Below are 24,418 nucleotides of genomic sequence, written 5' to 3'. Positions count from 1 at the left end.
GGGATGCGGGCCGATGTCTGAGTCCGAGCCGCAAGTCACCGGCGCCGGCGACTACGGCTACGGAACACCTGGCGAGCTCGGCGAACTGCTCAGCCGCCGCGACGCCGAACAGGTACTCGCCGACAGGGACCGGATGATCGCCGAGATCACGGCCGAACTCTCCCGCGTGGTACCGGGTTCTGCGTGGACGCCGAACCGAGATCCTCAGAGCACGCCGTGCGGGGATTTCGGCTCGACGGACGGCAAGAGCTACACCAGTCGCCACTACACATCCAACGTGCCGGTGACGGCGGCGCTGTGGCAGACCGCGTCGCAAGCGATCATCGACATCGCCGCGCGATATGGCTACACCCATGTGCAGAGCCGCACCGAGAACGCCAGCGACGACAACGCCAAGAGACTGACCATCGCCGACGATGATGGCGGCGTCCTGACGTTCGGGTCGTCGGAAGCCGCGAACCTGTACGTCAGGACCGGCTGCTATCTGACCGCCGAGGACAAGCGGAAGGCCCGCGACGCCGCGCCGCCGTCGTAGCTCGGTTGCGGCCGCGATTTTGGTGCGCGTACCGACCTTTCAGCCGTGTTAGCGTTCTGAACAGGGTTAACTGGCACCGGGAGGGCGATGGCCGCGACGATATCGCTGGTCGCTGCGACCCGCCCGGAAGGTTTGCTGGACGCGGCCGGTCAGCTGACAAGTTCCGCGACGCATCTCGGCACACACATCGGTGCGCAGCGCGGCGCCCTGGCTGACTTGACCGCCAACTGGCAAGGGCAAGCCGCGACGGCCGCACAGGCCCGTGCAGAGACTGACCTGGCTCGGCAGGACGCGTTGCGCAGTCGGCTGGAGGCGATGGCCTCGACGCTGCGGTCTGGCGGCACCGGTTTGAGCGCGTTACGCGCCGAGATTCAGAACGTCGCATCACAGGCCGCTGCGCTGGGAGGCCTGATTTCCGATGACGGGACCGTGCGCTCATTGGGCTCCAACCCGTTGATGACGCCTGCGTTGGCGGCGGCCTACACATCGACACTGAAAACCCTGCTCGGGCAATTTGATGCCGTCGACCAGTCCACCGCGAACGCCCTCAACGGCACGTTCGGCCCCGCGCCCCAAACGCCGCCGCCGGAGTTCGAATTCACGGAGGAGGACCTGTACGACGGCGACCCGTCGTCGGCAGACATCGACCAGGACGACATCGGTGACTGCTACCTCGCTGCGACGATGGGTGCGATCGCGAATGCCGATCCGCAACGGATCAAAGACCGCATCAAGTACGACCCGGCGACCGGCACTTTCAACGTCACGCTGTGGGACGGAAATCAGTGGCGCGAGATACCCGTCTCCCAAGACGACATCCAGGCGAATATCGACGCTCACGGCGCGAGCGACGAAAACGGTGGGCCGCTGTGGCCGGCCGTCTTGGAATCCGCGTACGCCAATATGCATGCCCCGGGCGAAGGGATCGAGGGCATCGAAAGCGGCTTGGCCTGGGACGCGATGGAAGCCCTCACCGGCAATCGCGGCGAGGTGATCATTCCCGCGTTCGAAGCGGTGCCGTTCGTCGACTACAACCTCGACCAAAAGATCTCCAACGCGCTGCAGAGCGGTCAGCCCGTGACGGTCTCCACCAACTACTTCCAGGGACCGCTTGAACAAGCGCACGTCTACACCGTGGAGAGCATCACCGGAACGGGTAGCGACGCCGTCGTGACCTTGCGCAACCCGTGGGGCCCCGACAGCGGACCGCCCTTCGTCAAGATGTCGGTCGGTGATCTCATGGGTTCACCCGGAATGATCCCCGGACTGGGGCCGGCGGCATCGGTCAATATCGGGCGGATGTAAGCGAGGGGTGAGCACGTTGACGCGCAAATTGCTGATCGCCGCACTGGTGGCCGTCGCGCTGGTCGCCGGCATCGGGGTGTACTTCCAGGTGTATAAGGCTTCGCAGCAGCCGGTGTTCGCCGGACCGAAACCGCCGATGGATGCCCAAGATCAGGCGATCGGCATGCTGCCGGCAACGCCGTTGGACCAACTTCCCGAACCCGACAGAACGCGATTCGCCGAACGGCTGCGTGAGGCCGCGCAGTCGATCAAACCGGGCTACCGCATCGAAGACGAGCGGCTGTTCCTCTACCCCGGCGGGTTCAACGCCGTCGAGAAAATCAGCGGAAGTTATCTAAGTGGTGAATTCGGTTATCAACTCGACAGCGATGCCAGCACCCAGGTGAACGGGCAGAACGTCGACTATCTCATCTGGCGGTCCGGCAGTTGGTTGCGCAGCCAGTTCGACGATCGGATCGTCGCCGCGGTGCAGTACTCGAAATCGGTTGACCCAGACTCAGACGAGCGCTTGCTCGGCTATTTCGTCATGCGGCCGTCGTAGCGCTATTCCTCGTGTAGCACCGGGTCGGACTCGAGGTGGGTCAGCCCGTTCCAGGCGAGGTTGACCACGTGCGCGGCCACCACCTCTTTCTTCGGCTCGCGCACATCGAGCCACCACTGCGCGGTCATCGACACCGACCCGACGAGCGCCTGCGCGTACAGCGGCGCCAGGTCGGGATCCAGCCCGCGGCGGGAGAAATCCCCGGCCAGGATCGATGACACCTGGTTGACCGCGTCGTTGAGCAACGTCGCGTAGGTGCCCGAGGTGATCGCCGCCGGCGAGTCACGGATCAGGATGCGGAACCCGTCGGTGTGTTCCTCGACGTAGGTGAGCAGCGCAAGCGCGACGCGTTCGACCCGGACCCGCGACCGGTTGTTGGTCAGCGAGGAGGTGATGCCGTCGAGCAGCGCCGACATCTCCCGGTCGACGACCACTGCGTACAGGCCCTCCTTGCCGCCGAAATGCTCGTAGACGACGGGTTTGGAAACGTTGGCCCGCTGTGCGATCTCCTCGATCGACGTGCCGTCATAGCCGCGCTCGGCGAACAGCGACTTGGCGATCTCGATGAGCTGCTGACGCCGTTCGCTGCCGGTCATCCGCGCGCGCGGTGCGCGCACTTCCTTTTCGGGCGCTGCCACGACTATCAGCGTAATCCCCTGGTCGCTTTGCTCCTGCCCGCCGGCCTCGTCGCTTCGACTAGCATCACGAGTTGATCATTCCGTCGTGGTGTAATCGGCAGCACCTCTGATTTTGGTTCAGATAGTTCAGGTTCGAGTCCTGGCGACGGAGCTCAAACTTCCGCGAGCGACCGCAAAATGACACTGTTGACGGTGTGTCGGCGTACAAACACGGTCGCTCGCCGGAGAGGAGAGGTGTGACGGCATCTTCTGACACCGCAGTCCTGGTCTTGGCGGCCGGGGCCGGCACGCGCATGCGCTCGGACACCCCCAAAGTCCTGCACACGCTGGGCGGGCGCAGCATGCTGGCCCATGCGATCCACGCCGTCGCCAAGGTCGCCCCGCAGCACCTGGTGGTGGTGGTCGGCAAGGACCGCGAGCGCGTGACGCCGGCGATCGAGCAGCTGGCCGAGGACCTGGGCCGCAGCATCGACATCGCCGTGCAGGATGAGCAGCTGGGCACCGGCCACGCGGTCGGATGCGGGCTGGCCGCACTGCCCGACGATTTCGCCGGAACTGTCGTCGTCACCGCCGGCGATGTCCCGCTGCTCGACGCCGACACCCTGGCCGATCTCATCGCCACGCACGGCACCGACGCCGCCGCGACCGTGCTGACCACGACGCTGGCCGACCCGACCGGCTACGGCCGCGTGCTGCGCACCCAGGACGACGAGGTGATCGGCATCGTCGAGCAGGCCGACGCCAGCCCATCCCAGCAGGCCATCACCGAGGTCAACGCCGCTGTATACGCATTCGACATCGCCGCCCTGCGCTCCGCGCTGAGTCGACTGCGCTCCGACAACGCCCAGCAGGAGCTCTACCTCACCGACGTGATCGCGATCGTCAGATCCGACGGTCGCCTGGTGCGCGCCAGGCACGTCGACGACAGCGCCCTGGTGGCCGGCGTCAACGATCGTGTCCAGCTCGCCGAGCTCGCCGCCGAGTTGAACCGTCGCATCGTCGCCGCGCATCAACGCGCGGGGGTGACGATCATCGACCCGGCCACCACCTGGATCGACGTCGACGTCACCATCGGCCGCGACACCGTCATCCAGCCCGGCACTCAGCTGTTGGGCCGCACCAGCATTGGCGGACACTGCATCATCGGGCCGGACACCACGCTGGCCGACGTGACGGTCGGCGAGGCGGCGTCGGTGGTGCGCACGCACGGCGGTCAGTCGGTGATCGGCGACGGCGCGAGCGTCGGACCGTTCACCTATCTGCGGCCCGGCAGTGTGCTGGGTGCCGACGGCAAGCTGGGCGCGTTCGTCGAAGTCAAGAACTCCACCATCGGCACCGGCACCAAGGTGCCCCACCTGACCTACGTCGGTGACGCCGACATCGGCGAGCACAGCAACATCGGCGCGTCGAGCGTGTTTGTCAACTACGACGGCGAGACCAAGAGCCGCACCACCATCGGGTCGCACGTGCGCACCGGCTCGGACACCATGTTCATCGCCCCGGTGACCGTCGGCGACGGCGCCTACACCGGCGCAGGATCCGTGGTGCGCGACGACGTGCCGCCCGGCGCGCTGGCTGTCTCGGCGGGCCCGCAGCGCAATATCGAGGGTTGGGTGGCGCGCAAACGTCCGGGTTCGGAGGCGGACAAGGCCGCGCGTGAAGCGCTCAGCCGCGAGGCGAAGCCGGACGACCCCGACAAGCCGTGAGCCGGTTGCCGGTTGTTGGCCATCTGGCAACCCGTACGATTAAGCCGAAATCGATCCCCGACCGGCGAGGGCACAGTGGGCACCGAGTGGACCGACAACCGCAAAAATTTGATGCTCTTCTCGGGTCGCGCGCACCCCGAACTGGCTGAGCAGGTCGCCAAGGAGCTCGACGTCCCGGTCACCGCGCAGACCGCCCGCGACTTCGCCAACGGCGAGATCTTCGTCCGGTTCGACGAATCGGTCCGCGGCTGCGACGCGTTCGTGCTGCAAAGCCATCCCGCGCCGCTGAATCAGTGGCTGATGGAACAGCTGATCATGATCGACGCGCTCAAGCGCGGCAGCGCCAAGCGCATCACCGCGATCCTGCCGTTCTATCCCTATGCCCGCCAGGACAAAAAGCACCGGGGCCGCGAACCCATCTCGGCGCGGCTGGTGGCCGATCTGCTCAAGACGGCCGGGGCGGACCGGATTGTCACGGTCGATCTGCACACCGATCAGATCCAGGGGTTCTTCGACGGGCCGGTCGACCACATGCGGGCTCAGAACCTGCTGACCGGCTACATCGCCGAGCACTACCCGTGCGAGAACATGGTGGTCGTCTCCCCCGACTCCGGCCGCGTGCGCATCGCCGAGAAATGGGCCGACGCGCTGGGCGGCACACCGCTGGCGTTCATTCACAAGACGCGAGACCCGCGGGTCCCCAACCAGGTGGTGTCCAACCGGGTAGTCGGTGACGTCAAGGGCCGCACCTGCGTGCTGATCGACGACATGATCGACACCGGCGGCACCATCGCCGGCGCGGTGAAGCTGCTGCTGGAGGACGGTGCCGGCGACGTGATCATCGCCGCCACCCACGGTGTGCTGTCGCCGCCGGCCGCTGAACGGCTCGCCGGAAGCGGCGCGCGCGAGGTGATCGTCACCAACACCCTGCCCATCGGCGAGGACAAGCAGTTCCCGCAGCTGACCGTACTGTCCATTGCCCCGCTGCTGGCCAGCACCATCCGGGCGGTGTTCGAAAACGGCTCGGTCACAGGACTTTTCGACGGAGACGCGTGAGTGGCTTCTGCGAACGTAGGAGGTCGGCGGCCAGGCGCCTTCGTGATCTACCACAACCCGCGCTGTTCGACCTCTCGTAAGACGCTGGAGTTGTTGCGGGACAACGGCATCGAGCCGACCGTGATCCAGTATCTGAAGACGCCGCCGTCGCGGGCAGAGCTCGCGACGATGATCCGTGATGCCGGCATCGACGTCCGCACCGCCGTGCGAAAGCGCGAATCCCTGTACGACGAGCTTGGTTTGGCCGATGCCTCCGACGACGAACTGCTCGACGCGATGGCCGAACACCCGATCCTGATCGAGCGCCCGTTCGTCGTCACCCCGAAGGGCACTCGTCTGGCCCGGCCGATCGACAACGTCCGCGAGATATTGTGAGCATTCGCCATTGGGCCGCTTGTACCGCCCTGGTGATCGCCGCCGGGACTGGGTGTGGCGCGGAAACCCCTGACTACCAGTCCATCTGGACCACACCCGGTTCCACGACTCCAACCACCACCGAGACGCCGGTGCCGGTGGCGCAGTATCTGGAAAGCGTCGGCGTCACCGGCGAGACGGTCCCACCCGACAAACTCACCGATCTCACAGTCACGGTGCCCACACCGCCCGGATGGAAGCCGGTGAATAACCCGAACTTCGCGCCGGGCACCTGGGCTATCGCCAAGGGCGACGGCTATCCGATGGCAATGCTGTTGGTGTTCAAGCTCAATGGCGACTTCGATGTGGCCCAGGCGGTCCAGCACGGCTATGCCGACGCGGAGTTGTCGAAGAACTTCAAGCGGCTGCACGCATCCACGGATAGCTGGCGTGGCTTTCCGTCGGCGATGATCGAGGGCAGCTACGACCTGCACGACCGGCGGATGCACAGCTACAACCGCATCGTGTTCCCGACCGGCTCGCCGCCCGCCAACCAGCGCTACCTGGTGCAGCTGACGGTGACCGGTTACGCGGAAAAGGCCTTCGAAGAGTCGGCCGATATCGAGGCGATCATCGGCGGTTTCAAAGTAGAGGTGCCGCCCGCGCCCAAGAGGTAGCGGCGCGAGGGCCAGTAGGGTTGTGCCATGAGCGACTGGACCGCCGCAGACCTGCCGTCATTCGCCGGCCGCACCGTCATCGTCACCGGCGCCAACAGCGGCCTCGGCGAGGTGACCGCACGCGAACTTGCGCGGGTCGGAGCCAAGGTCATCCTCGCGGTGCGCAACACCGCCAAGGGGGACGCCGCCGCCGCGCGGATGACGGGTGACGTCGAGGTGCGCAAACTGGACCTGGCCGATCTCGCGTCCGTGCGCGAGTTCGCGGCCGGTGTCGACGGCGTCGACGTGCTGGTCAACAACGCCGGCATCATGGCGGTGCCATACGCGTTGACCGTCGACGGGTTCGAAAGCCAGATCGGCACCAATCATCTCGGCCATTTCGCGCTGACGAATCTGCTGCTGCCGAAGATCACCGACCGGGTGGTGACGGTGTCGTCCACGATGCACTGGATCGGCTACATCAGCCTGCGCGATCTGAACTGGAAGTCGCGGCCGTACTTCGCCTGGCCGGCCTACGGGCAGTCGAAACTGGCCAACCTGCTTTTCACCAGCGAGCTGCAGCGCCGCCTGGACGCCGCGGGTTCGTCGGTACGGGCGCTGGCGGCGCATCCTGGCTACTCGGCCACCAATCTGCAGGGCCACACCGGAAACCCGATCGGCGCCCGGCTCTCGGCGGCCGGCAACCGGCTGCTCGCCACCGACGCCGATTACGGCGCCCGCCAGACGCTGTACGCGGTGGCCCAGGATCTGCCGGGCGACAGTTTCGTCGGCCCGCGGTTCGCCATGCGCGGCCCCACGGCGCGCGTCGGGCGCAGCCCGCTGGCGCGCAGCGCCAAGACCGCGACCGCACTGTGGGAGCTCTCCGAGCAGCTCACAGACACCAAATTCGCTCTCTGAGGTGCCCGTTTGCTACTCTCGTCGGGCGTCACGGCGAGGGTGGCTGCCATTTCGGATGGCCACCGTAATCGACGGGAACCTGACTCTTTAGTTGCGACCCTGGCCGTGCTCGAGCAACGACCGGCATTTTGAGGAGCAACACCCATGGCCAAGACTTCGGCCCGCACCACGAACGAGCTGATGGTTTCGGTTCGCACCGAGACCGGTAAGGGCGCATCGCGCCGCGCCCGGCGCGAAGGCAAGATCCCCGCCGTCCTGTACGGCCACGGTTCGGATCCGCAGCATCTGGAACTGCCCGCCAAGGACTTCGCCGCGGTGCTGCGTCACTCCGGCACCAACGCGGTGCTCACCCTGCACATCGATGGCAAGGAGCAGCTGGCACTGACCAAGGCGCTCGACATCCATCCGATCAAGCGCAGCATCCAGCACGCCGACCTGCTCGTCGTGCGCAAGGGCGAGAAGGTGACCGTCGAGGTCAACGTCGTCGTCGAGGGCGACGCCGTGCCCGGCACCCTGGTCACCCAGGACGCCAACACGATCGAGATCGAGGCGGACGTGCAGGCGATCCCCGAGCAGCTCGTGGTGTCCGTCGAGGGCGCCGACATCGGCACGCAGTTCACCGCCGGTTCGGTCGAGCTGCCCGACGGTGTGGTGCTGGTGTCCGATCCGGAGATGCTGGTGGTCAACGTGGTCGCCGCGCCCACCGCCGAGGAGCTCGAGGCCGAGGGCGCCGGCGAGGTGGCCGAAGCCGAAGAGGCTGCTGCCGAGGAAGCCGAAGAGGCCCCCGCGGAAGAGGCTCCGGCCGAGGAAGCCTCCGAGTAAGCCGCCATGGCCGAAGCCCAGCTGGTGGTCGGCCTGGGCAACCCTGGACCGCAGTACGCCACGACTCGGCACAACCTGGGGTTCCTCGTCGCCGACATCTTGGCGGACCGCATCGGCTCCGGGTTCAAGGTGCACAAGAAGTCCGGCGCCGAGATAGCCACCGGCCGCCTCGCGGGCCGCGTGGTGGTGCTGGCCAAACCGCGCTGCTACATGAACGAGTCGGGGCGGCAGGTGGGCCCGCTGGCCAAGTTCTATTCGGTGCCGCCGGCCGACATCGTGGTGATTCACGACGAGCTCGACATCGAGTTCGGCCGCATCCGGCTCAAGTTCGGCGGCGGCCTGGCCGGCCACAACGGCCTACGTTCAGTGGCATCAGCGTTGGGCAGCAACGACTTTCAACGTGTGCGCATCGGCATCGGCCGGCCGCCGGGGCGCATGGACGGCGCGTCGTTCGTGTTGAGCAACTTCACCTCCGCGGAGTGGAAAGAAGTGCCGACCATCTGCGAGCAGGCTGCCGACGCGACCGAGCTGCTGATCGCCCAGGGCCTCGAGCCAGCGCAGAACACCGTGCACGCCTGGGGCTAGCCCTAGTCGGCGGTGCGACGGGCATAGGCGCGCAATGCGAACGGCGCGAAGACGGCCGTCACCGCCAGCGACCAGAGAACGGTTGCGAGAACCGGATGGTGCAGCGCAGCTGAGCGCCCTCGGGCGCGGGCCCGCCATTGCCCCACAGCTCGCGCATGGCCTGCGCCAGCGACGACACCGGATTCCACTCCGCGATCACCCGTAGCCAGTGCGGCATCGGCTGGGCCGGGACAATTCGAGCCGGCGCCGCATCCCGCCGGAGTAGGACTTGACCACGCGATCGCCGGCGTCGGCTATCGAAAACTGTTCCAGCAGTTGCTCACTCAGCCGCGACAGCTCTTTACGACGAATGCCGTACAGGCTGCCGATCATCCGGATGTTCTCACGGCCGGTGAGCAGTTCGTCGACCGTGGCGACCTGTCCGGTGAGGCCCATGCTGCGCCGCACCTTGTCTGGCTCGCGGCGGACGTCGAAACCCGCCACCCGCGCGGTGCCACTGGTGGGCTCGGCCAGCGTCGTCATCATCCGCACGGTGGTCGTCTTGCCGGCGCCGTTGGGGCCGAGCAGGCCGAGCACCGTGCCCGCGGGAACAGTGAAACTGACGCCGTCGACTGCGGTGTTGGGGCCGAACCTCTTGACCAGCTCGATCGCTTCCATGGCCGGTTGCATACACCGACCGTAGCGGCGCCCACCGACAGTTCGTTACCAGCGAGGCTTACGTGACAAGCGAGATCGAGGTGGAGCGACGCAGCTTGCCCGATGGGGTCTTCGGGATGGTGCCCGGGCCCAGCACCACGACGTTGCGCGGCCGCACATCGACCTCGGCGACCACCTCGTGGGCCACCTGATGCTCGATGCGGCGCACCTCGGCGGGATCTTGCCAGGCGTTGGATTCCACTGCGACGGCGAAGGTTTCGCGCGAGTGCCCGGCGTCCAAACGCACCGCGACGGCGCACCCCGGTCGCACACCCTCGACGCGCTGGGCGGCGCGTTCGATGTCGGTCGGATAGATGTTGCGACCGGCCATGATGATGACGTCCTTGACGCGGCCGCACACCACGATGTGGCCGTTCTCCATCATGTAGCCCAGGTCGCCGGTGTCGTACCAGCCGTGCTCATCCTGCGCCGGAACGAAACCGCCCATGGTGATGTAGCCGGGCGTCACGGGCTCACCGCGCAATTCGATGACGCCGACACCGCGCGGCGGCATGACGTTGCCCTGCTCGTCGATGATGCGGGCCTCCAGGCCTTCCAGCAGCGGGCCCAGCGACGCGAGCCGACGGGTGTTGCCCTTGGTGGCGGGCACGGCGCGACGCAGTGCGGCCAGCAGGTCGGCGTCGACCTCGTCGACCACCAGACCGGCGCCGCACTCGGAGAACGACACCGCCAGCGTCGTCTCGGCCATGCCGTACGCGGGCAGGATCGCCTCGGGACGCAACCCGAACGGTTTGCCCGCGTCGAGCAGATCCTCGACGTCGGCGGGCTCGACGGGCTCCGCACCGGACAGCGCGAAACGCAGTGTCGACAGGTCGAATTCACCGGGCTTGGCCTGCCGGCGCAGCCGCTTGGCCAGCAGCGCGTAGGCGAAGTTCGGCGCGGCGGTCATGGTGCCCTTGTACTTGTCGATGAGCCGCGCCCACAGCAGCGTGTCGCGCAGGAAGTCCATCGGCGTGACCTTGACCAGCTCGGCGCCGAAGTACATCGGCACCGTCAGGAAGCCGACCATGCCCATGTCGTGGAAGCAGGGCAACCAGCTGACCATGACGTCGTTGTCGACGTCGTACTTGGCGCCGATGAACATCGCCTCGGCGTTGGAGTAGATGTTGCGATGCGTGATCTGCACGGCTTTGGGTGAACCGGTGGAGCCGGACGTCAGCTGCATCAGCGCCAGGTCGTCCTCGTCGGTGTCGACGGGGTCGATCGGCTCGGCGGCCAGCAGGTCGGGGACCGTGACGACCTTGATGCCCTTCTCCTCGAGCACCGGGATCGCGGCGGTGAACGGCTCGGAGACGATGACCACGTTGGCCTCGATCATCCCGATCACGGTCATGGTGTCCTCGGCCCACATCGCCAGGTCCGTGCGCGGGGTCGGCTGATGCAGCATCGTCAGGCTGGCGCCGCGCATCCAGACGCCCTGCGCGGTCGGGGCGATCTCGACGGGGAAGCCCGCGAGCACGCCGACGGCGTCGCCGTGGTTGACGCCCGCCTTGGCCAGGCCGCCGGCGATGCGGCGGGCCCGCTCGTGCACCTCACCCCAGGTGTGCCGGACGGGTTCGTGGGGTTCGCCGGTGACCATGCCCGTGGTGACGGTGCGGGCATTGCGGTACATCTTCTCGGTGAACCTGCTCACGACAACCTCCTGTTGACCGGCGTCGATGCCCGGATATTCATGTTCCGCCCGATAGACGGCACCTCCACGGAGGCGCGCGCGCACGTCTGGTTTGCGGTTATGTCTCGAATCGGTGATGCACCGGTGATATGGCTACGCGACCGCCCACCACCATGTCCGATGGGCGAAGTTTTCGCGTCCGTTGCTTGACCGCTAGCATTCACCGCCGCTCATCTTAAGAGACCCTTAAGTAACCGCCAAACTATCGCGAGAATTGAGGTCTGGGTCACACCGAGTTGTGACCAAATCTCCGCTTTTGCGGGGCGCTTGCCGCGTTGAGATTGCGTCCACGGTCGTGCGACGGGCGAAATTGCAGCCCTGTGTGCAATCTCAACACTCATACCGACGTCGACGGCGCGGGCACCACGCGGGCGCCGTGCACCGGGCCGCTGGCCACCCGCACCGTGCGGCACACGCCCGCGCCGGCCAACTGCGCGCCGACGTCGATCGCCGACGCCGACGAGGCGCACAGGAACGCACACGTCGGCCCGGAGCCCGATACGACGCCGGCCAGCGCCCCCGCGTCTGCACCGGCCCGCAAGGTACGGCGCAGCGCGGGATACAGGCTCAGCGCGGCGGGCTGCAGGTCGTTGCCGAGCAGCGGCGCCAACTCGGTCGGATCGCCCGACGCCAGCGCGGCCAGCACCGGCTCCGGGTCGTCGAGCCGCGCCGGCAGCTCTTTGTCCGACGCCCGCAGGCGGTCGATCTCGCTGAACACCGCGGGCGTCGACAGGCCTCCGTCGGCGAACGCCAGCACCCAGTGAAACGTGCTGCGCGCCAACACCGTCGCCAATTCCTCGCCGCGGCCGGTGCCCAGCGCGGTGCCGCCGTGCAGCGCGAACGGCACGTCGCTGCCGAGCTGCGCGGCCAGCGCGTGCAGATCGCGGCGGGGCACACCGAGCTCCCACAGCGTGTTCATCGCGACGAGCACCGCCGCCGCATCCGCGCTGCCGCCGGCCATCCCGCCCGCTACCGGAATCGACTTTTCGATGGAGATTGCCACGTCCGGATTGCGCCCGACGTGCTCGGCCATCAAGTCCGCCGCCCGCCAGGCCAGGTTGCGCTCGTCGGTCGGCAGCGACTCCACGCCCTCGCCCGACAGCTCCACGGTCAGCATGTCGGCGTTGCGCACGGTGACCTCGTCGAACAGCGAGACGGCGTGGAAGACGGTGGTCACATCGTGGTAGCCGTCATCGCGCCGATCCCCGACGGCCAGATACAGGTTGACCTTTCCGGGCACGCGAACGGTGACCGATCCGGTGGGAACCCACTCGGATGCGGTACTTCCGTCGGACGCGGACACGGCACGACATTAGCGCCGCAACTGCCGGGCCGTCGGCGAACCTACGCTGTGGGTGTGCTGTCCACCGGCGAGCGGTTCGCCGACTACGTGGTCGACGCGGCGCTGGGCCGCGGCGGGTATGCCGCGGTGTACCGCGCCCACGACGCCAGCGAGCGCGTCGTCGCCCTCAAAGTGCTCGACGAGGCCCACCGCCACCCCGCTGCGCTGGCCCGGCTGCGGCGCGAGATCGAGTTCGCGCGTCAGCTGCATCACCCCAACATCGTCACCGTTTACGACTCCGGACCCGGCTGGCTGGCGATGGAGCTGCTCGACGGCGGCACGGTGCTGGCCGTGCCGACGCTCGACGGCCGGCTCACCGCACTGGCCCAGATCGCCGACGCGCTGGACTACACCCATCAGCACGGCATCGTGCACTGCGACGTCAAACCGTCGAACATTCTGGTGTCGCAAGACTTTTCGCGTGCCGTGCTGATCGACTTCGGTGTCGCCTACGCGGTGGCCGAACGCAGCCTGCCGCAGCGGGTCGAGGCGTCACTGCCCTATTCGGCGCCGGAGATGTTGCGCGGGCATTTCCCGACGGCGGCCACCGACGAGTACGCATTGGCCTGCACCGCAGTCGAATTGGTGACTGGCGCGCCGCCGTTTCGCGTCGACTCGTCGCTCAAGCTCACCTATGCGCAGCTTTACGATCAGCCGCCCCGGTTCTCTGAATCCCTGTCGTGGCTGCCGCGTGCGTTCGACTCGAAGATCGCCAAGGCGATGGCCAAGGACCCCGAGGTGCGCTACCCGACGTGCACCGAGTTCGTCGCCGCGCTGACCCGCGTGCTGCGTTAGTACGCGCTGACTTCCTCGGCCTCACCCGAACGTTGCAGCAGCCGAACGAAATCCGCGATGCCCAACGTCTCGCCCCGCCGAGACGGGTCGATGCTGGCCGCCAGCAACCGGCGGGCCGATTCGTTACCTGAGCCCGCCCACTCCGCGAAAGCGTTGCGAGATGTCTTGCGCCGCTGCGCGAACGCGGTGTCGATAAGCGCGAAGACCTGATCGCGGAACTCCGGATCGGTTGGCCACGGCGGGCTTTCGTGGCGGTCGATGCGCACCAGCCCGGAATACACCCGCGGAATCGGCCAGAATACCGTCGGCGAGACCATGCCGTAGCGGCGCACCTTGCCGTAGAACCGGACCTTGACGCTGGGTACCCCGTAGTCCTTGCCGCCGGGTTCGGCGGCCAGCCGCTCGGCCACCTCCGCCTGCACCATCACCATGACCGTCTTGACAGACGGGAACTCGGCGAGCACGTGCAGCAGCGCCGGCACGGCGACGTTGTACGGCAGGTTGGCCACCAGCGCGCTCGGCTGGTTCTCCACCTCATCGGGACGCAGGTCCAAGACGTCGCGGTTGAGCACCGTCAGCCGATTGATCTCGCTGTGCGAATGCTCCGCGACCGTCTTGGGCAGCTGCCGCGCCAGCACCGGGTCGATCTCCACGGCCGTGACGTGTGCGCCGCGGTCCAGCAGCGCCAGCGTCAGGGATCCGAGGCCGGGACCGACCTCGATCACGTGGTCGTGCCGGTGCACTCCGGACGCCGACACAATGCGGCGCACGGTGTTGGCATCGTGGACAAAGTTCTGTCCGAATGACTTGCGTGGGCGAAAGTCAAGCTCTTTCGCCAATTGCCGTATCTCGGTCCGCCCGAGTAGCCGAATCGTCAGGACGCCCCCAGTCTCGCGCTGCACGTAGGCCACGCGCCCCAACCTTGCCGCGCCCGAGTGACCTCAGCAATCGCAATCTGCTCTTCTCTTGTTGCCAGATCTGCCCTCGGAGCATACCTCAGACCGCCGTTGCGTTCCCATGTGTTTTGGTCAAATTGAACGCCGCCGTAATACCCGTTGCCGGTGTTGATGGCCCAATTACCACCGGCTTCGCACTGTGCGAGGGCATCCCAGGTGGCTCCGTTGGTCACCGGCGGCACCTCCGTGCCGGGCTTCGCGCCGACGCGCAACACGCCGTCTTGAGCCGGCGTGATTACGACATTGGCTACTGGCAACCTGCCCGTTTCGACGCCGTTCACCTTCGCGACGGAGAACGTGACGTCCTGGGTGCCGGGGCTGCCCGGGTTCTCGACGACCTGGCGGCTCTTGTTCATCGTCGGGTCCTCGATGCGCTTGTGGCCGGGTTCCAGCGGAAGCCGCTCGGTCACCTTCTCGATCCGGATCCGGGTGACGTCGATGCGCATGCCGTCCACGACGGGTGACGACGGGGCAGGCACCACCTTGTCGCTCTGCTGCAGCGGCACACCGGCCGCCTCCAGGAACGCGGCGACGTTGGGCGCGGCCAGGCGCACGGTGCGCAGGGTGCCGCCGTCGTTGAGCGCAACGGTCTTGGGGCTCACCACCGGCAGTGACATGCCGGCCAGCGGAACCCGGCTGCGGCGGGAGGCCGCCGCGGGCGCCTTGTCGGTCATTTCGAGCTGCTTGAGCGCCTCGTCGACCGTCGAGGCCGTCGTCCACACCTGCCGGCTGCCCTGGCCGTCCAGCGAGATCTGCAGTGGCCGGCTGCGGCGCAGCACGATGGTGTCGTTGGAGTGCACGGTCTCGTCGGCGGCGGGGTACAGATCGTCGCGGTCGCCGACGTCAAACCCGTTCTCTTTCACGACATCGATGACCGTGGACTTCATCGTCTGCACCGTCATCGGCGCGCCGTCGACGGTCAGCGTGACGGTCTTGTGCGCGGTGACGGCGTATCCCCCGGCGAAGATCAACGCGAGCAGCATCGCCCCCACCAGGAGCCGCAGTTGTGGCGAACGCGCTTCGTGGAGTTTGTTCAGAGCATTCAAATCTGTCTATCCCCGACGTCGGACGGCAGGTACAACAGAGCCGCACGGACAGCAATCGATCACAAGACGGTAACGAAAAGGCCTACGGCGGGCAACTCTCCCCGATCTTGTACACCCGCGTGGCGGTGGCGGTGGTTTCCTGCGCGATCTCGTCTGCCGGCCGGTCGACGACGTCGGCCAGCGCCCGCACCGTATAGGGCAGGCAGTACGGCTCGTTGGGCGCGCCCCGATAGGGATGCGGGGTCAGATACGGCGCGTCGGTCTCCACCAGCAGTTGCCCGGGCGGGATCATCGGCGCGGCTTCGCGCAGCGCCTTGGCGTTGCGGAAGCTGACCGTGCCCGACAGGCTGAGCAGCCAGCCGCGGTCGATGCAGGTGCGGGCCATCTGCGCGTCGGACGAGAAGCAGTGAAAGATCACGGTCTCGGGCGCGCCCTCGGCGGTGAGGACGTCGAGCACGTCGGCGTCGGCGTTGCGGTTGTGGATCATCAGCGGCTTACCGGTGCGCTTGGCGAGGTCGATGTGCCAGGCGAACGCCTCTTTCTGGGTGGCGAGGTCCGCACAGCCGTCGAGCTTGCCCGGCCAGTAGTTGTCCAGCCCGGTCTCGCCGACGGCAACGACTCTCGGATGTTGCGCGAGTTCCTCGATGGCTTTGCGCGCGTCGTCGGTGAGCGCACCGGCGCGGGTGGGGTGCAGTGCGACGGCCGCGTAGACCCGCGGGTCCGCGTCGGCGGCCCGGGTCACCCATTGTGCGGAGGCCAGGTCGTCGGCGATGGTGACGACGGCCTGCACGCCGACGGCCGCGGCGCGGTCGACGATCGCCCGGATGCTCGCGGCGTCGGTGGCCCCGCACGCGTCGAGGTGGGTGTGCGCGTCGACGAGCGGGCTCAGCGGCTCTGGGGGCGGCGGCGCCGGACGGCTTGGGCTCACGCGCACACAATAAGGTGGAATCAAATGAGTGAGCCTTTCTACATCACCACCGCGATCGACTATCCGAACGGCGCGCCGCACATCGGGCACGCCTACGAGAAGATCGCGACCGACGCGATCGCGCGGTTCAAGCGCCTCGACGGGTTCGACGTCCGCTTCCTGACGGGCACCGACGAGCACGGCCAGAAGATGGCGGAGACGGCCGCCGCCGAAGGTCTTCCGACCGAGCAGTTCGCCCGGCGCAACTCCGATGTGTTCCAGCGGCTCTACGAGAAGCTCAACATCTCCTTCGACCGGTTCATCCGCACCACCGACGAGGACCATCTCGAAGCCTCCAAGGCGATCTGGCAACGGATGAACGACGCCGGCGACATTTACCTCGACACCTATTCGGGGTGGTACTCGGTGCGCGACGAGCGCTACTTCACCGAGGCCGAGCTCTCCGTCGGCGCCGACGGCAACCGCGTGGCCACCGAGACGGGCGCGCCGGTGACGTGGATGGAGGAGCAGACATACTTCTTCCGGCTGTCGGCCTACACCGACAAGCTGTTGGCGCACTACCAGGCCCACCCCGAGTTCATCCAGCCCGACGTGCGGCGCAACGAGGTGGTCAGCTTCGTTTCCGGTGGGCTGCGCGACTTCTCGATATCGCGCACCACCTTCGACTGGGGCGTGCCGGTGCCCGACCATCCCGAGCACGTCATGTACGTGTGGGTGGACGCGCTGACGAATTACCTGACGGGCGTGGGCTATCCCGACACGTCGTCGGAGGCGTTCCGGCGGTTTTGGCCCGCCGATCTGCACATGATCGGCAAGGACATCATCCGGTTCCACGCCGTGTACTGGCCGGCGTTTCTGATGTCTGCGGGAATCGAGTTGCCGCGCAAGGTCTTTGCCCATGGCTTCGTCCTCAACCGTGGCGAGAAGATGAGCAAGTCCGTCGGCAACGTCGTCGACCCGGTGGACCTGGTCGACACGTTCGGGGTGGACCAGGTGCGCTACTTCCTGTTGCGTGAAGTGCCGTTCGGGCAGGACGGCAGTTACAGCGACGAGGGCATGATCACCCGCATCAACGCCGACCTGGCCAACGAGTTGGGCAATCTGGCGCAACGCTCGCTGTCGATGGTCGCCAAGAATCTCGACGGAATCGTCCCGGAGCCAGGCGAATTCAGCGCCGACGACGTTGCGCTGCTCGACGCGGCGGGCGGTCTTTTGGAGCGGGTGCGGGAGCACTTCGACGCGTGCGCCATGCATTTGGCGTTGGAGGCTATTTGGTCGGTGCTGGGCGCGGCAAACAAGTACTTCTCCGCGCAGGAGCCGTGGGTGCTGCGCAAGTCTGACGAGCAGCGGTTCCGCACCGTTCTGTACACCACGCTCGAGGTGGTGCGGGTGGCGGCGCTGCTGGCCCAGCCCGTGATGCCCGAGTCGACGGGCAAGCTGCTCGACCTGCTCGGCCAGCCGGAGGATCAGCGGACCTTCGCGGCGATCGAGACGCGGCTGAAGCCCGGCACGTCGCTGCCGGCGCCGTCTGGGGTGTTCCCGCGCTACCAGGCGGAGTGAATCCTTCCGGCGAGCAGACGGAAAACTACCCAATTCGCGCCGAAATGAGGCAGGTTTGCGTCGCCCGCCCGGATGACGGGAGTGACGCGCGTCACGTCCTGTCACATCTGGCGGCTCTGCGGTGTCTTGAGGGCATGACTCAACACAACGCACCCACGAAGGTCGTCGTCCTCGGCGGCGGCTACTCCGGAACCGTGGCCGCCAACCGTCTGCGGTTGGCGCCGACCGATATCGACATCACGCTGGTCAACCCCCGCCCGCACTTCGTCGAGCGGATCCGCCTGCACCAGTTCGCGGCCGGCAACTACGACGCCGCCGTCGACTACGGCACGATGCTCGGCGAGGGCGTGCGGTTGGTCGTCGACACCGCCGAGCGCATCGACGCCGCCGCCCGCACCGTGCACCTGGCCTCCGGCGCGACGCTTAACTACGACTACCTCATCTACGCGGTGGGCAGCACCGGCGCAGTGCCCGCATCGGTGCCCGGCGCGGGCGAATACGCCTATCCCATCGCCGAATTCGAGCACGCCCAGCGGCTGCGCGCCACGCTCGACGAGCTCCATCCCGACGCGCCCGTCACCGTCGTCGGCGCCGGGCTCACCGGCATCGAGACGGCGTCCGAACTCGCTGAGCAGGGTCGCCGGGTCACGCTGGTCTGCGGCGGTCAGCTGGCACCGTCGCTGTCGGAGCCGGGCCGGCGATCCATCGCCAAGTGGATGCGCCGCCACGGCGTGACCGTCATGGAGAATGACGTGGTGACCGAGGTCCGCCCGGATGCGGTGGTCTTTGCCGACGGCGCCGTGCGCCCCAGCGCGGTCACGGTGTGGACGGCCGGTTTCGGCGTGCCCGATCTGGCGGCCCACAGTGGCCTGCACACCGACGCGCTCGGCCGGCTGCTCACCGACGACACGCTGACCAGCATCGACGACGACCGCATCGTGGCGGCCGGCGATGCGGCCGCACCTCCCGGTGAGCCGCCGCGGATGAGCTGCCAGGCCGCCTCGCAGATCGGCCCGCAGGCCGCCCAGACGGTCCTGAGCCGGATCGCGGGCACCATGCCCGCTGAGTTCGACTACGGCTTCGTCGGGTCCTGCGTCAGCCTGGGTCGGCGGGCAGGCACCATCCAGCTCGCCCGTAAGGACGACACCCCGGTGAACTACTACATCGGCGGGCGCGTCGCGGCCTGGCTCAAGGAAGCGATCTGCAAGGGCACGGTGTGGGGCATCCGCCGCGAGGGCCGCAAGCCCGGAACCGCGTTCTGGTACAAGGGCGGAAAGCGGGCATCGCAGCCGGCAGCTGAGGTGGTCACACAATCGTGACGAGTTCCGAGCACGCCGAACGATTCACCAGCCTGCGGCCGCTGCTGTTCACCATCGCCTACGAAATACTCGGCTCCGCAACCGAATCCGACGACGTGCTGCAGGACAGCTACCTGCGCTGGGCCGACGTAGACCTCGCGACCGTGCGGGACACCAAATCGTATCTGGCACAACTGGTGACCCGTCAGGCACTCAATACGCTGCGGGCTGACGCCCGCCGGCGCGAGGACTATGTCGGCCCCTGGCTGCCCGAGCCGCTGCTGCTCGACGAGCAGGACCCATCGACGGACATGGTGCTGGCCGAGTCGGTGTCGATGGCGATGCTGGTGGTACTGGAAACCCTCAGCCCCGATGAGCGCGCGGTGTTCGTGCTGCGCGAGGTGTTCGGCTTCGACTACGACGAAATCGCAAGCACGGTAGGCAAATCCGTGGCCACGGTGCGCCAGATCGCGCACCGTGCGCGTGAGCATGTGCAGAGCCGGCGCAAGCGGTTCGCCCCCGTCGACTCGGCGCAGACCGCGCAGATCACCGAGCAGTTCATGTCCGCGGCGACGAGCGGCGACGTTCAGGGCCTGCTGTCGATGCTGGCGCCCGACGTCACGTGGACCGCCGACAGCGGCGGAAAAGTGAGCGCCGCCCGCAAGCCCGTGCACGGCGCCGAGAAGGTGGCCAGGCTGTTGATGGGTCTGCTGGGCGCCGCGGCCGGGCGCGACGATGTGCGCTTCGAAAACGCCGTCTACAGCCACGCCCCGGCGCTGCTGCTGTATCTGAACGACCGCCTCGAGGGCGTCATCACCGTCGAGGTGATCGACGGCAAGATCAGCAACTTCTACGTGATCCGCAACCCGGACAAGCTCGTCGCGGTCACCGCGCCGCGGCGGATCAGCCGGTGAACTGGATCACACGCTGTCACAGACAGAGCGGCGGCGGGATCTAGAGGGCATGACTGATAACAACAGAACCCACAAGGTGATCGTCATCGGCGGCGGCTACGCCGGCACCCTGGCGGCCAACCGATTGCAACAGAACCCCGACATCGACATCACGTTGATCAATCCGCGGCCAAAGTTCGTGCAGCGCCTACGGTTGCATCAGCTGACGGCGGGCACCGGTGACGCCACCGCCGACTACGGTGACCTGCTCGGTGACCGGGTGCGGCTGGTCGTCGACAGCGTCATCGATATCGACACCGCGTCCCGCAAGGTGCTGCTGGCCTCCGGCGGCGCACTGGCCTACGACTACGTCATCTACGCGGTCGGCAGCACTGCCGCGGTGCCTGAATCGGTACCCGGCGCGACTGAATTCGCCTACCCCATTGCAGAATTCGAGCATGCACAACGGGCGCGCGCCGCAATCGACAAACTGGCCACGGACGCCTGGATCACCGTCGTCGGCGGCGGGTTGACCGGGATCGAGGTGGCCGCTGAGCTGGCCGAACAGGGCCGCACCGTCACGCTGGTCTGCGGCGGCCGATTGGCGCCGTCACTTGGGGAACCTGGCCGGCGCGCGGTCGCCAAACGGCTGCGCAAACTGGGAGTCACCATGCTCGAATCCGACACGGTGATCGAGGTGCGACCCGATGCGGTGGTGCTGGCCGACGGTGCGGTGTGGCCCAGCGCGATCACTATCTGGGCGGGCGGTTTCGGCGTGCCGGACCTCGCGCGACGAAGCGGTTTGCGTACCGATGAGCTGGGCCGGCTGATCACCGACGAGACACTGACCAGTGTCGACGACGACCGCATCCTCGCCGGCGGCGACTGCGCCGCCCCGTCGGGCGAGGGGTTGCGGATGGCCTGCTACACGGCAGGACCCACCGCGGGCACGGCCGCCGACACGGTGCTCAGCCGTATCGCCGGCGTCCAACCCGCCCCGTTCGCACTCGCGTATGTGGGATCCTGCCTGGCTGTGGGCCGCCATGCCGTCATGCAATTCACCCGCAGCGACGACACGCCGGTGGGCTTCCACCTGCGCGGCCGGGTCACCGGGATGTTCAAAGAGGCGGTCATCAAAGGCACGCTCTGGGGCCTGCGCCGCGAGGCCCGCAAGCCCGGTGCCGCCGCAGGCGCAAAGGCGGCGAGCCCGCGCATACCGTGCAGCCCGCTGAGGTGGTCACATGACGATTTCTGACGAGCATGCCGAGCGGTTCACGTTGCTGCGGCCGCTGCTGTTCACCATCGTCTACGAAATACTCGGCTCGGCAACAGAATCCGACGATGTGCTGCAGGACAGCTATCTGCGCTGGGCCACCGTAGACCTGTCGACGGTGCGCGACACCAAGTCGTATCTGGCGCTTGCCGGACGTCCGGATGGAGACGGTGATCTGCAACAGCGCGCCCGCGTTGGTCTTCTACAGCGGCGATCATCTGGAGGGCATCCTGCTGCTCGAGGTCGTCGACGGCAAGATCACCAACTTCTACGCGATGCGCAATCCCGAGAAGCTGACCGCCATGGCGGTCCCGCGGGTCATCAGCCGCTAGCGTTCTGTCACGCTTGACCGGTGCGGATAGAGCGGCTCGGCGAGCTGGGCGACGCGGCGGCCGTGCTGCGCGCCATCGCATCGGGCGCTGCCCGCGCCGGGGCGCCGCCGCCGGCGGCGCTGATCGGCGACTGGTTCGGCTCGCGGGCGGTGATCGCCCCTTCGGTATCGGCCGAGGCCGTCGCCGTCTCGCAAGTGTTCGACGTGCCCCCCGGCGCGTCTGAGGACGCCGTCGGCGGCGGCTGGTTCGGCTATCTGTCCTACCCCGACGCCGGCGCCGACGGACGCGGTCCGCGGATTCCCGAGGCGGCCGGCGGCTGGTCGGATTGCGTGCTGCGGCAAGACCGCGACGGGCAGTGGTGGTACGAAAGCCTCACGGGCACAACACTTTCGGCGTGGATGACCGAGGCGTTGCACTCCCCCGCCGCCGCAACGCCTTTCGCGATCGACTGGACGTGGCCGGACCGCATCGCGCACCGCCGCGGGGTGCTGGCCTGCCTGGACGCGATCGCCGCGGGTGAGGTGTATCAGGCGTGTGTGTGCACGCAGTTCGTCGGCCGGGTCGTCGGCGCGCCGATCGACTTCTTCGTCGACGCGGTGACGCGCACGGCGCCTGCCCGCGCCGCGTACGTTGCCGGCGAGTGGGGGGCGGTGGCGTCGCTGTCGCCCGAATTGTTCTTAAGCCGACGGGGCTATGCGGTGACGTCCAGCCCGATCAAGGGCACGCTGCCGCGGCGGGCAGATCCGTCGCTGCTACGGGCGTCGGTCAAGGATGTCGCGGAGAACATCATGATCGTCGACCTAGTCCGCAACGACCTGGGCCGCGTGGCGGTGACGGGCACGGTGACGGTGCCGGAGTTGTTGTCGGTCCGGCCCGCGCCCGGCGTGTGGCATCTGGTGTCGACGGTATCGGCGCGGGTCGACGTCGAGGTGCCGGTGGCCGAGGTGCTCGAGGCGACGTTCCCGCCGGCGTCGGTGACGGGCACGCCGAAGCTGCGGGCCCGCGAGCTGCTGACCAGCTGGGAGCCGCATCGTCGCGGAGTGTATTGCGGCACAGTCGGTTTGGCATCGCCCGTGGCGGGTTGCGAGCTCAATGTGGCGATCCGTACCGCGGAGTTCGATAAGTCGGGCAACGTCGTGCTGGGCGTCGGGGGCGGCATCACCGCCGATTCGGATGCCGACCGCGAATGGGAGGAGTGCCTGCACAAGGCGGTGCCGTTTGTCGGTGCGGCGGCTGTGGTAGGCAATCCGGTATGACCGATTTGGCCGCGCTCAACGATTTTCCCGCCGACGAACCGATCGTGATGGTGAACCTGCTGAAGTTCAAGCAGCCCGGCGGTCTGGACAGCTATCTGCGGTACGGCGCGGGTGTGACACCGTTGTTGGAACGCGCGGGTGCCAAGGTTCGATATGGCGGATCGCTGCCGACCGCGGTCATCGGCGACGACGCCAAGCCGTGGTGGGACGTCATTCTCGTCGTCGAATACCCAACGCCCGCAGCGTTTCTGGAGATGGTGACCAGCGAGGAGTACGCGACCGTGCACGTCCATCGTGAAGCGGCGCTGGAACGAGGCGAGCTGATCGCGACGTCGAACTGGTCCGTCACGGGGTAGTGCGGGCGCGCAGCACGGCGTCGTAGAGCTCACGACGTGACGGCGCGCCGGGGTTGTCGGCGATCACCTGGGCGCACGCGTCCTTGACGCGCATGCCGCCGTCGACCAACGCGTCCACTTCGGCGACGAGCATTGCCACGTCGGCGCGTGGCGTCGCCCCCGCGAGCACGACGGTGATCTCGCCCAGCACCCCGTCCGTCGCCCATTCGGCGAGCTCGCCCAAGGACCCCCGCACGATCTCCTCGTGCGTCTTGGTCAGTTCGCGGCACACCACGGCGCGTCGCTCGGGCCCGAGCGTGTCAACGGCGTCGCGCAGCGTGTCCGCGAGCCGTCGCGGCGATTCGAAGAACACGCACGTGCGCGGTTCGGCGGCCAATGTCTGCAACCAGGCGACACGTGCCGATTGCTTCCGAGGGGCAAAACCCTCGAAGCAGAACTTCTCCGACGGCAAGCCGGATACCGCCAGGGCCGTCGTCACTGCCGACGGGCCTGGCAGACATTGCACCGGCACCCCCGCATCGATGCAGGCGTTCACGAGTCGATAGCCGGGGTCGCTGATGAGCGGCATGCCGGCGTCGCTGACCAACAGCACCGTCGCCCCGCCCGCGATCTCGGCCACCAGCGACGGGACACGCGTCGCCTCGTTGGCGTCGAACAGGCTGACCACCTTGCCGGCCAGCTTGACGTCTAAGGCCTGGCACAGAGTCCGGATCCGGCGGGTGTCCTCGGCGGCGACGACGTCGGCGGTCGCCAGCGCCTCGACCAGGCGCGCCGAGGCGTCCGACGGCTGGCCCAGCGGCGTCGCCGCGATGAGCAGTCGGCCGGCACCCATGCCCGACAGCCTACGATTTCAGACGTGACCGCCCCCGCAACCGAAG

General features: G+C 67.5%; 25 protein-coding genes, 1 tRNA gene and 3 pseudogenes. 20 read left to right on the top strand and 9 right to left on the bottom strand.

Annotation, left to right across the window (positions count from 1 at the left end; all coding sequences use genetic code 11):
- Positions 1–13: 13 nt before the first annotated feature.
- From CWS39_RS16485 to CWS39_RS16475, 3 genes are all read left to right on the top strand, one after another.
- Entirely contained in the window at positions 14–535 is a 522-nt protein-coding gene (locus CWS39_RS16485) for an LppA family lipoprotein (RefSeq protein WP_233213538.1), read from the top strand.
- Between the two features lie 87 nt (positions 536–622).
- A complete protein-coding gene (locus CWS39_RS16480; protein ID WP_102144000.1) occupies positions 623–1,840 on the top strand; it encodes a C2 family cysteine protease in 1,218 nt (405 codons plus the stop codon).
- 16 nt (positions 1,841–1,856) lie between these two features.
- Positions 1,857–2,381: a hypothetical protein gene (locus CWS39_RS16475; RefSeq protein ID WP_142386860.1), complete on the top strand. Its 525-nt coding sequence runs from the start codon at positions 1,857–1,859 to the stop codon at positions 2,379–2,381.
- Between the two features lie 2 nt (positions 2,382–2,383).
- Here CWS39_RS16475 and CWS39_RS16470 read toward each other — a convergent pair whose 3' ends face one another.
- On the bottom strand, positions 2,384–2,977 hold the full coding sequence (locus tag CWS39_RS16470; RefSeq protein ID WP_102144029.1) for a TetR/AcrR family transcriptional regulator: 594 nt from the start codon (positions 2,975–2,977) through the stop codon (positions 2,384–2,386).
- A gap of 121 nt (positions 2,978–3,098) precedes the next feature.
- Here CWS39_RS16470 and CWS39_RS16465 point away from each other — a divergent pair.
- From CWS39_RS16465 to pth, 8 genes are all read left to right on the top strand, one after another.
- A tRNA-Gln gene (locus CWS39_RS16465) sits at positions 3,099–3,170 on the top strand.
- A gap of 85 nt (positions 3,171–3,255) precedes the next feature.
- Positions 3,256–4,725, top strand: a complete 1,470-nt coding sequence (gene glmU / locus CWS39_RS16460; protein ID WP_102143998.1) for a bifunctional UDP-N-acetylglucosamine diphosphorylase/glucosamine-1-phosphate N-acetyltransferase GlmU — start codon at positions 3,256–3,258, stop codon at positions 4,723–4,725.
- A gap of 75 nt (positions 4,726–4,800) precedes the next feature.
- Complete coding sequence (locus CWS39_RS16455) at positions 4,801–5,781, top strand: ribose-phosphate diphosphokinase (RefSeq protein WP_102143997.1); 981 nt, start codon at positions 4,801–4,803, stop codon at positions 5,779–5,781.
- Positions 5,782–6,156: an arsenate reductase (glutaredoxin) gene (arsC, locus tag CWS39_RS16450; RefSeq protein ID WP_102143996.1), complete on the top strand. Its 375-nt coding sequence runs from the start codon at positions 5,782–5,784 to the stop codon at positions 6,154–6,156. It abuts the gene before it with no gap.
- Positions 6,150–6,812 carry an LpqN/LpqT family lipoprotein gene (locus tag CWS39_RS16445; RefSeq protein ID WP_431306142.1) on the top strand — a complete coding sequence of 221 codons (663 nt, stop codon included), beginning with the start codon at positions 6,150–6,152 and terminating at the stop codon, positions 6,810–6,812. Before arsC ends, CWS39_RS16445 begins: the two co-directional genes overlap by 7 nt.
- Before the next feature lie 27 nt (positions 6,813–6,839).
- Entirely contained in the window at positions 6,840–7,709 is an 870-nt protein-coding gene (locus CWS39_RS16440) for an oxidoreductase (RefSeq protein WP_102143994.1), read from the top strand.
- Positions 7,710–7,853: 144 nt separating this feature from the next.
- The gene (locus tag CWS39_RS16435) at positions 7,854–8,531 is read left to right on the top strand and encodes a 50S ribosomal protein L25/general stress protein Ctc (protein ID WP_102143993.1); all 678 of its coding nucleotides are present in this window, start codon (positions 7,854–7,856) and stop codon (positions 8,529–8,531) included.
- Between the two features lie 6 nt (positions 8,532–8,537).
- Positions 8,538–9,116, top strand: coding sequence for an aminoacyl-tRNA hydrolase (gene pth, locus CWS39_RS16430; RefSeq protein WP_102143992.1), 579 nt, complete (start codon positions 8,538–8,540; stop codon positions 9,114–9,116).
- Between the two features lie 2 nt (positions 9,117–9,118).
- Here pth and CWS39_RS16425 read toward each other — a convergent pair.
- The 4 genes and pseudogenes from CWS39_RS16425 to CWS39_RS16405 form a co-directional block, all read right to left on the bottom strand.
- Positions 9,119–9,348: pseudogene (locus tag CWS39_RS16425) on the bottom strand (ABC transporter permease); the annotation flags it as partial.
- Positions 9,345–9,785: pseudogene (locus tag CWS39_RS16420) on the bottom strand (ATP-binding cassette domain-containing protein); the annotation flags it as partial. The pseudogenes CWS39_RS16425 and CWS39_RS16420, both read right to left, overlap by 4 nt.
- 46 nt (positions 9,786–9,831) lie before the next feature.
- The gene (locus tag CWS39_RS16415; protein WP_102143991.1) at positions 9,832–11,466 is read right to left on the bottom strand and encodes a fatty acyl-AMP ligase; all 1,635 of its coding nucleotides are present in this window, start codon (positions 11,464–11,466) and stop codon (positions 9,832–9,834) included.
- Positions 11,467–11,842: 376 nt separating this feature from the next.
- Entirely contained in the window at positions 11,843–12,808 is a 966-nt protein-coding gene (locus tag CWS39_RS16405; RefSeq protein WP_102143990.1) for a 4-(cytidine 5'-diphospho)-2-C-methyl-D-erythritol kinase, read from the bottom strand.
- 54 nt (positions 12,809–12,862) lie between these two features.
- Between CWS39_RS16405 and CWS39_RS16400 the strand changes: the two genes are divergently transcribed.
- A complete protein-coding gene (locus CWS39_RS16400; RefSeq protein WP_102144028.1) occupies positions 12,863–13,642 on the top strand; it encodes a serine/threonine-protein kinase in 780 nt (259 codons plus the stop codon).
- Here the strand turns inward: CWS39_RS16400 and rsmA are convergent.
- The 3 genes from rsmA to CWS39_RS16385 form a co-directional block, all read right to left on the bottom strand.
- A complete protein-coding gene (gene rsmA / locus CWS39_RS16395; RefSeq protein ID WP_102144027.1) occupies positions 13,639–14,520 on the bottom strand; it encodes a 16S rRNA (adenine(1518)-N(6)/adenine(1519)-N(6))-dimethyltransferase RsmA in 882 nt (293 codons plus the stop codon). The genes CWS39_RS16400 and rsmA overlap by 4 nt on opposite strands.
- Entirely contained in the window at positions 14,517–15,644 is a 1,128-nt protein-coding gene (locus tag CWS39_RS16390) for a resuscitation-promoting factor (RefSeq protein WP_102143989.1), read from the bottom strand. Before CWS39_RS16390 ends, rsmA begins: the two co-directional genes overlap by 4 nt.
- An 82-nt stretch (positions 15,645–15,726) precedes the next feature.
- Positions 15,727–16,572 (bottom strand): TatD family hydrolase, encoded by an 846-nt coding sequence (locus tag CWS39_RS16385; RefSeq protein WP_199178148.1) that lies wholly within the window; start codon positions 16,570–16,572, stop codon positions 15,727–15,729.
- 24 nt (positions 16,573–16,596) lie between these two features.
- On the opposite strand from CWS39_RS16385, the gene metG reads away from it, so the two are divergent.
- From metG to CWS39_RS16350, 8 genes and pseudogenes are all read left to right on the top strand, one after another.
- Positions 16,597–18,132 carry a methionine--tRNA ligase gene (metG, locus tag CWS39_RS16380; protein ID WP_102143987.1) on the top strand — a complete coding sequence of 512 codons (1,536 nt, stop codon included), beginning with the start codon at positions 16,597–16,599 and terminating at the stop codon, positions 18,130–18,132.
- A gap of 134 nt (positions 18,133–18,266) precedes the next feature.
- The gene (locus CWS39_RS16375; RefSeq protein ID WP_102143986.1) at positions 18,267–19,451 is read left to right on the top strand and encodes an NAD(P)/FAD-dependent oxidoreductase; all 1,185 of its coding nucleotides are present in this window, start codon (positions 18,267–18,269) and stop codon (positions 19,449–19,451) included.
- Positions 19,445–20,344 carry an RNA polymerase sigma-70 factor gene (locus CWS39_RS16370; protein WP_199178153.1) on the top strand — a complete coding sequence of 300 codons (900 nt, stop codon included), beginning with the start codon at positions 19,445–19,447 and terminating at the stop codon, positions 20,342–20,344. Before CWS39_RS16375 ends, CWS39_RS16370 begins: the two co-directional genes overlap by 7 nt.
- A gap of 49 nt (positions 20,345–20,393) precedes the next feature.
- A complete protein-coding gene (locus CWS39_RS16365) occupies positions 20,394–21,578 on the top strand; it encodes an NAD(P)/FAD-dependent oxidoreductase (protein ID WP_102143984.1) in 1,185 nt (394 codons plus the stop codon).
- Positions 21,565–21,741: pseudogene (locus CWS39_RS29600) on the top strand (RNA polymerase subunit sigma-24); the annotation flags it as partial. The gene CWS39_RS16365 and the pseudogene CWS39_RS29600, both read left to right, overlap by 14 nt.
- A gap of 1 nt (position 21,742) precedes the next feature.
- Positions 21,743–21,928, top strand: a complete 186-nt coding sequence (locus tag CWS39_RS29595) for a hypothetical protein (RefSeq protein WP_233213541.1) — start codon at positions 21,743–21,745, stop codon at positions 21,926–21,928.
- Positions 21,929–21,948: 20 nt separating this feature from the next.
- Positions 21,949–23,184 carry an aminodeoxychorismate synthase component I gene (locus CWS39_RS16355; RefSeq protein ID WP_102143983.1) on the top strand — a complete coding sequence of 412 codons (1,236 nt, stop codon included), beginning with the start codon at positions 21,949–21,951 and terminating at the stop codon, positions 23,182–23,184.
- Positions 23,181–23,540 (top strand): DUF1330 domain-containing protein, encoded by a 360-nt coding sequence (locus CWS39_RS16350; RefSeq protein WP_102143982.1) that lies wholly within the window; start codon positions 23,181–23,183, stop codon positions 23,538–23,540. The genes CWS39_RS16355 and CWS39_RS16350 overlap by 4 nt, the downstream gene beginning before the upstream one ends.
- Here CWS39_RS16350 and rsmI read toward each other — a convergent pair.
- On the bottom strand, positions 23,530–24,372 hold the full coding sequence (rsmI, locus tag CWS39_RS16345) for a 16S rRNA (cytidine(1402)-2'-O)-methyltransferase (RefSeq protein WP_102143981.1): 843 nt from the start codon (positions 24,370–24,372) through the stop codon (positions 23,530–23,532). The two genes, CWS39_RS16350 and rsmI, sit on opposite strands and share 11 nt — an antisense overlap.
- Positions 24,373–24,418 lie beyond the last annotated feature (46 nt).

Origin of the sequence: Mycobacterium hubeiense (assembly GCF_002838065.1) — a bacterium.
GTDB lineage: Bacteria > Actinomycetota > Actinomycetes > Mycobacteriales > Mycobacteriaceae > Mycobacterium > Mycobacterium hubeiense.
The sequence above is the reverse complement of the archived record's forward strand: the minus strand, read 5'-3'. Positions and strand labels throughout refer to the sequence as shown.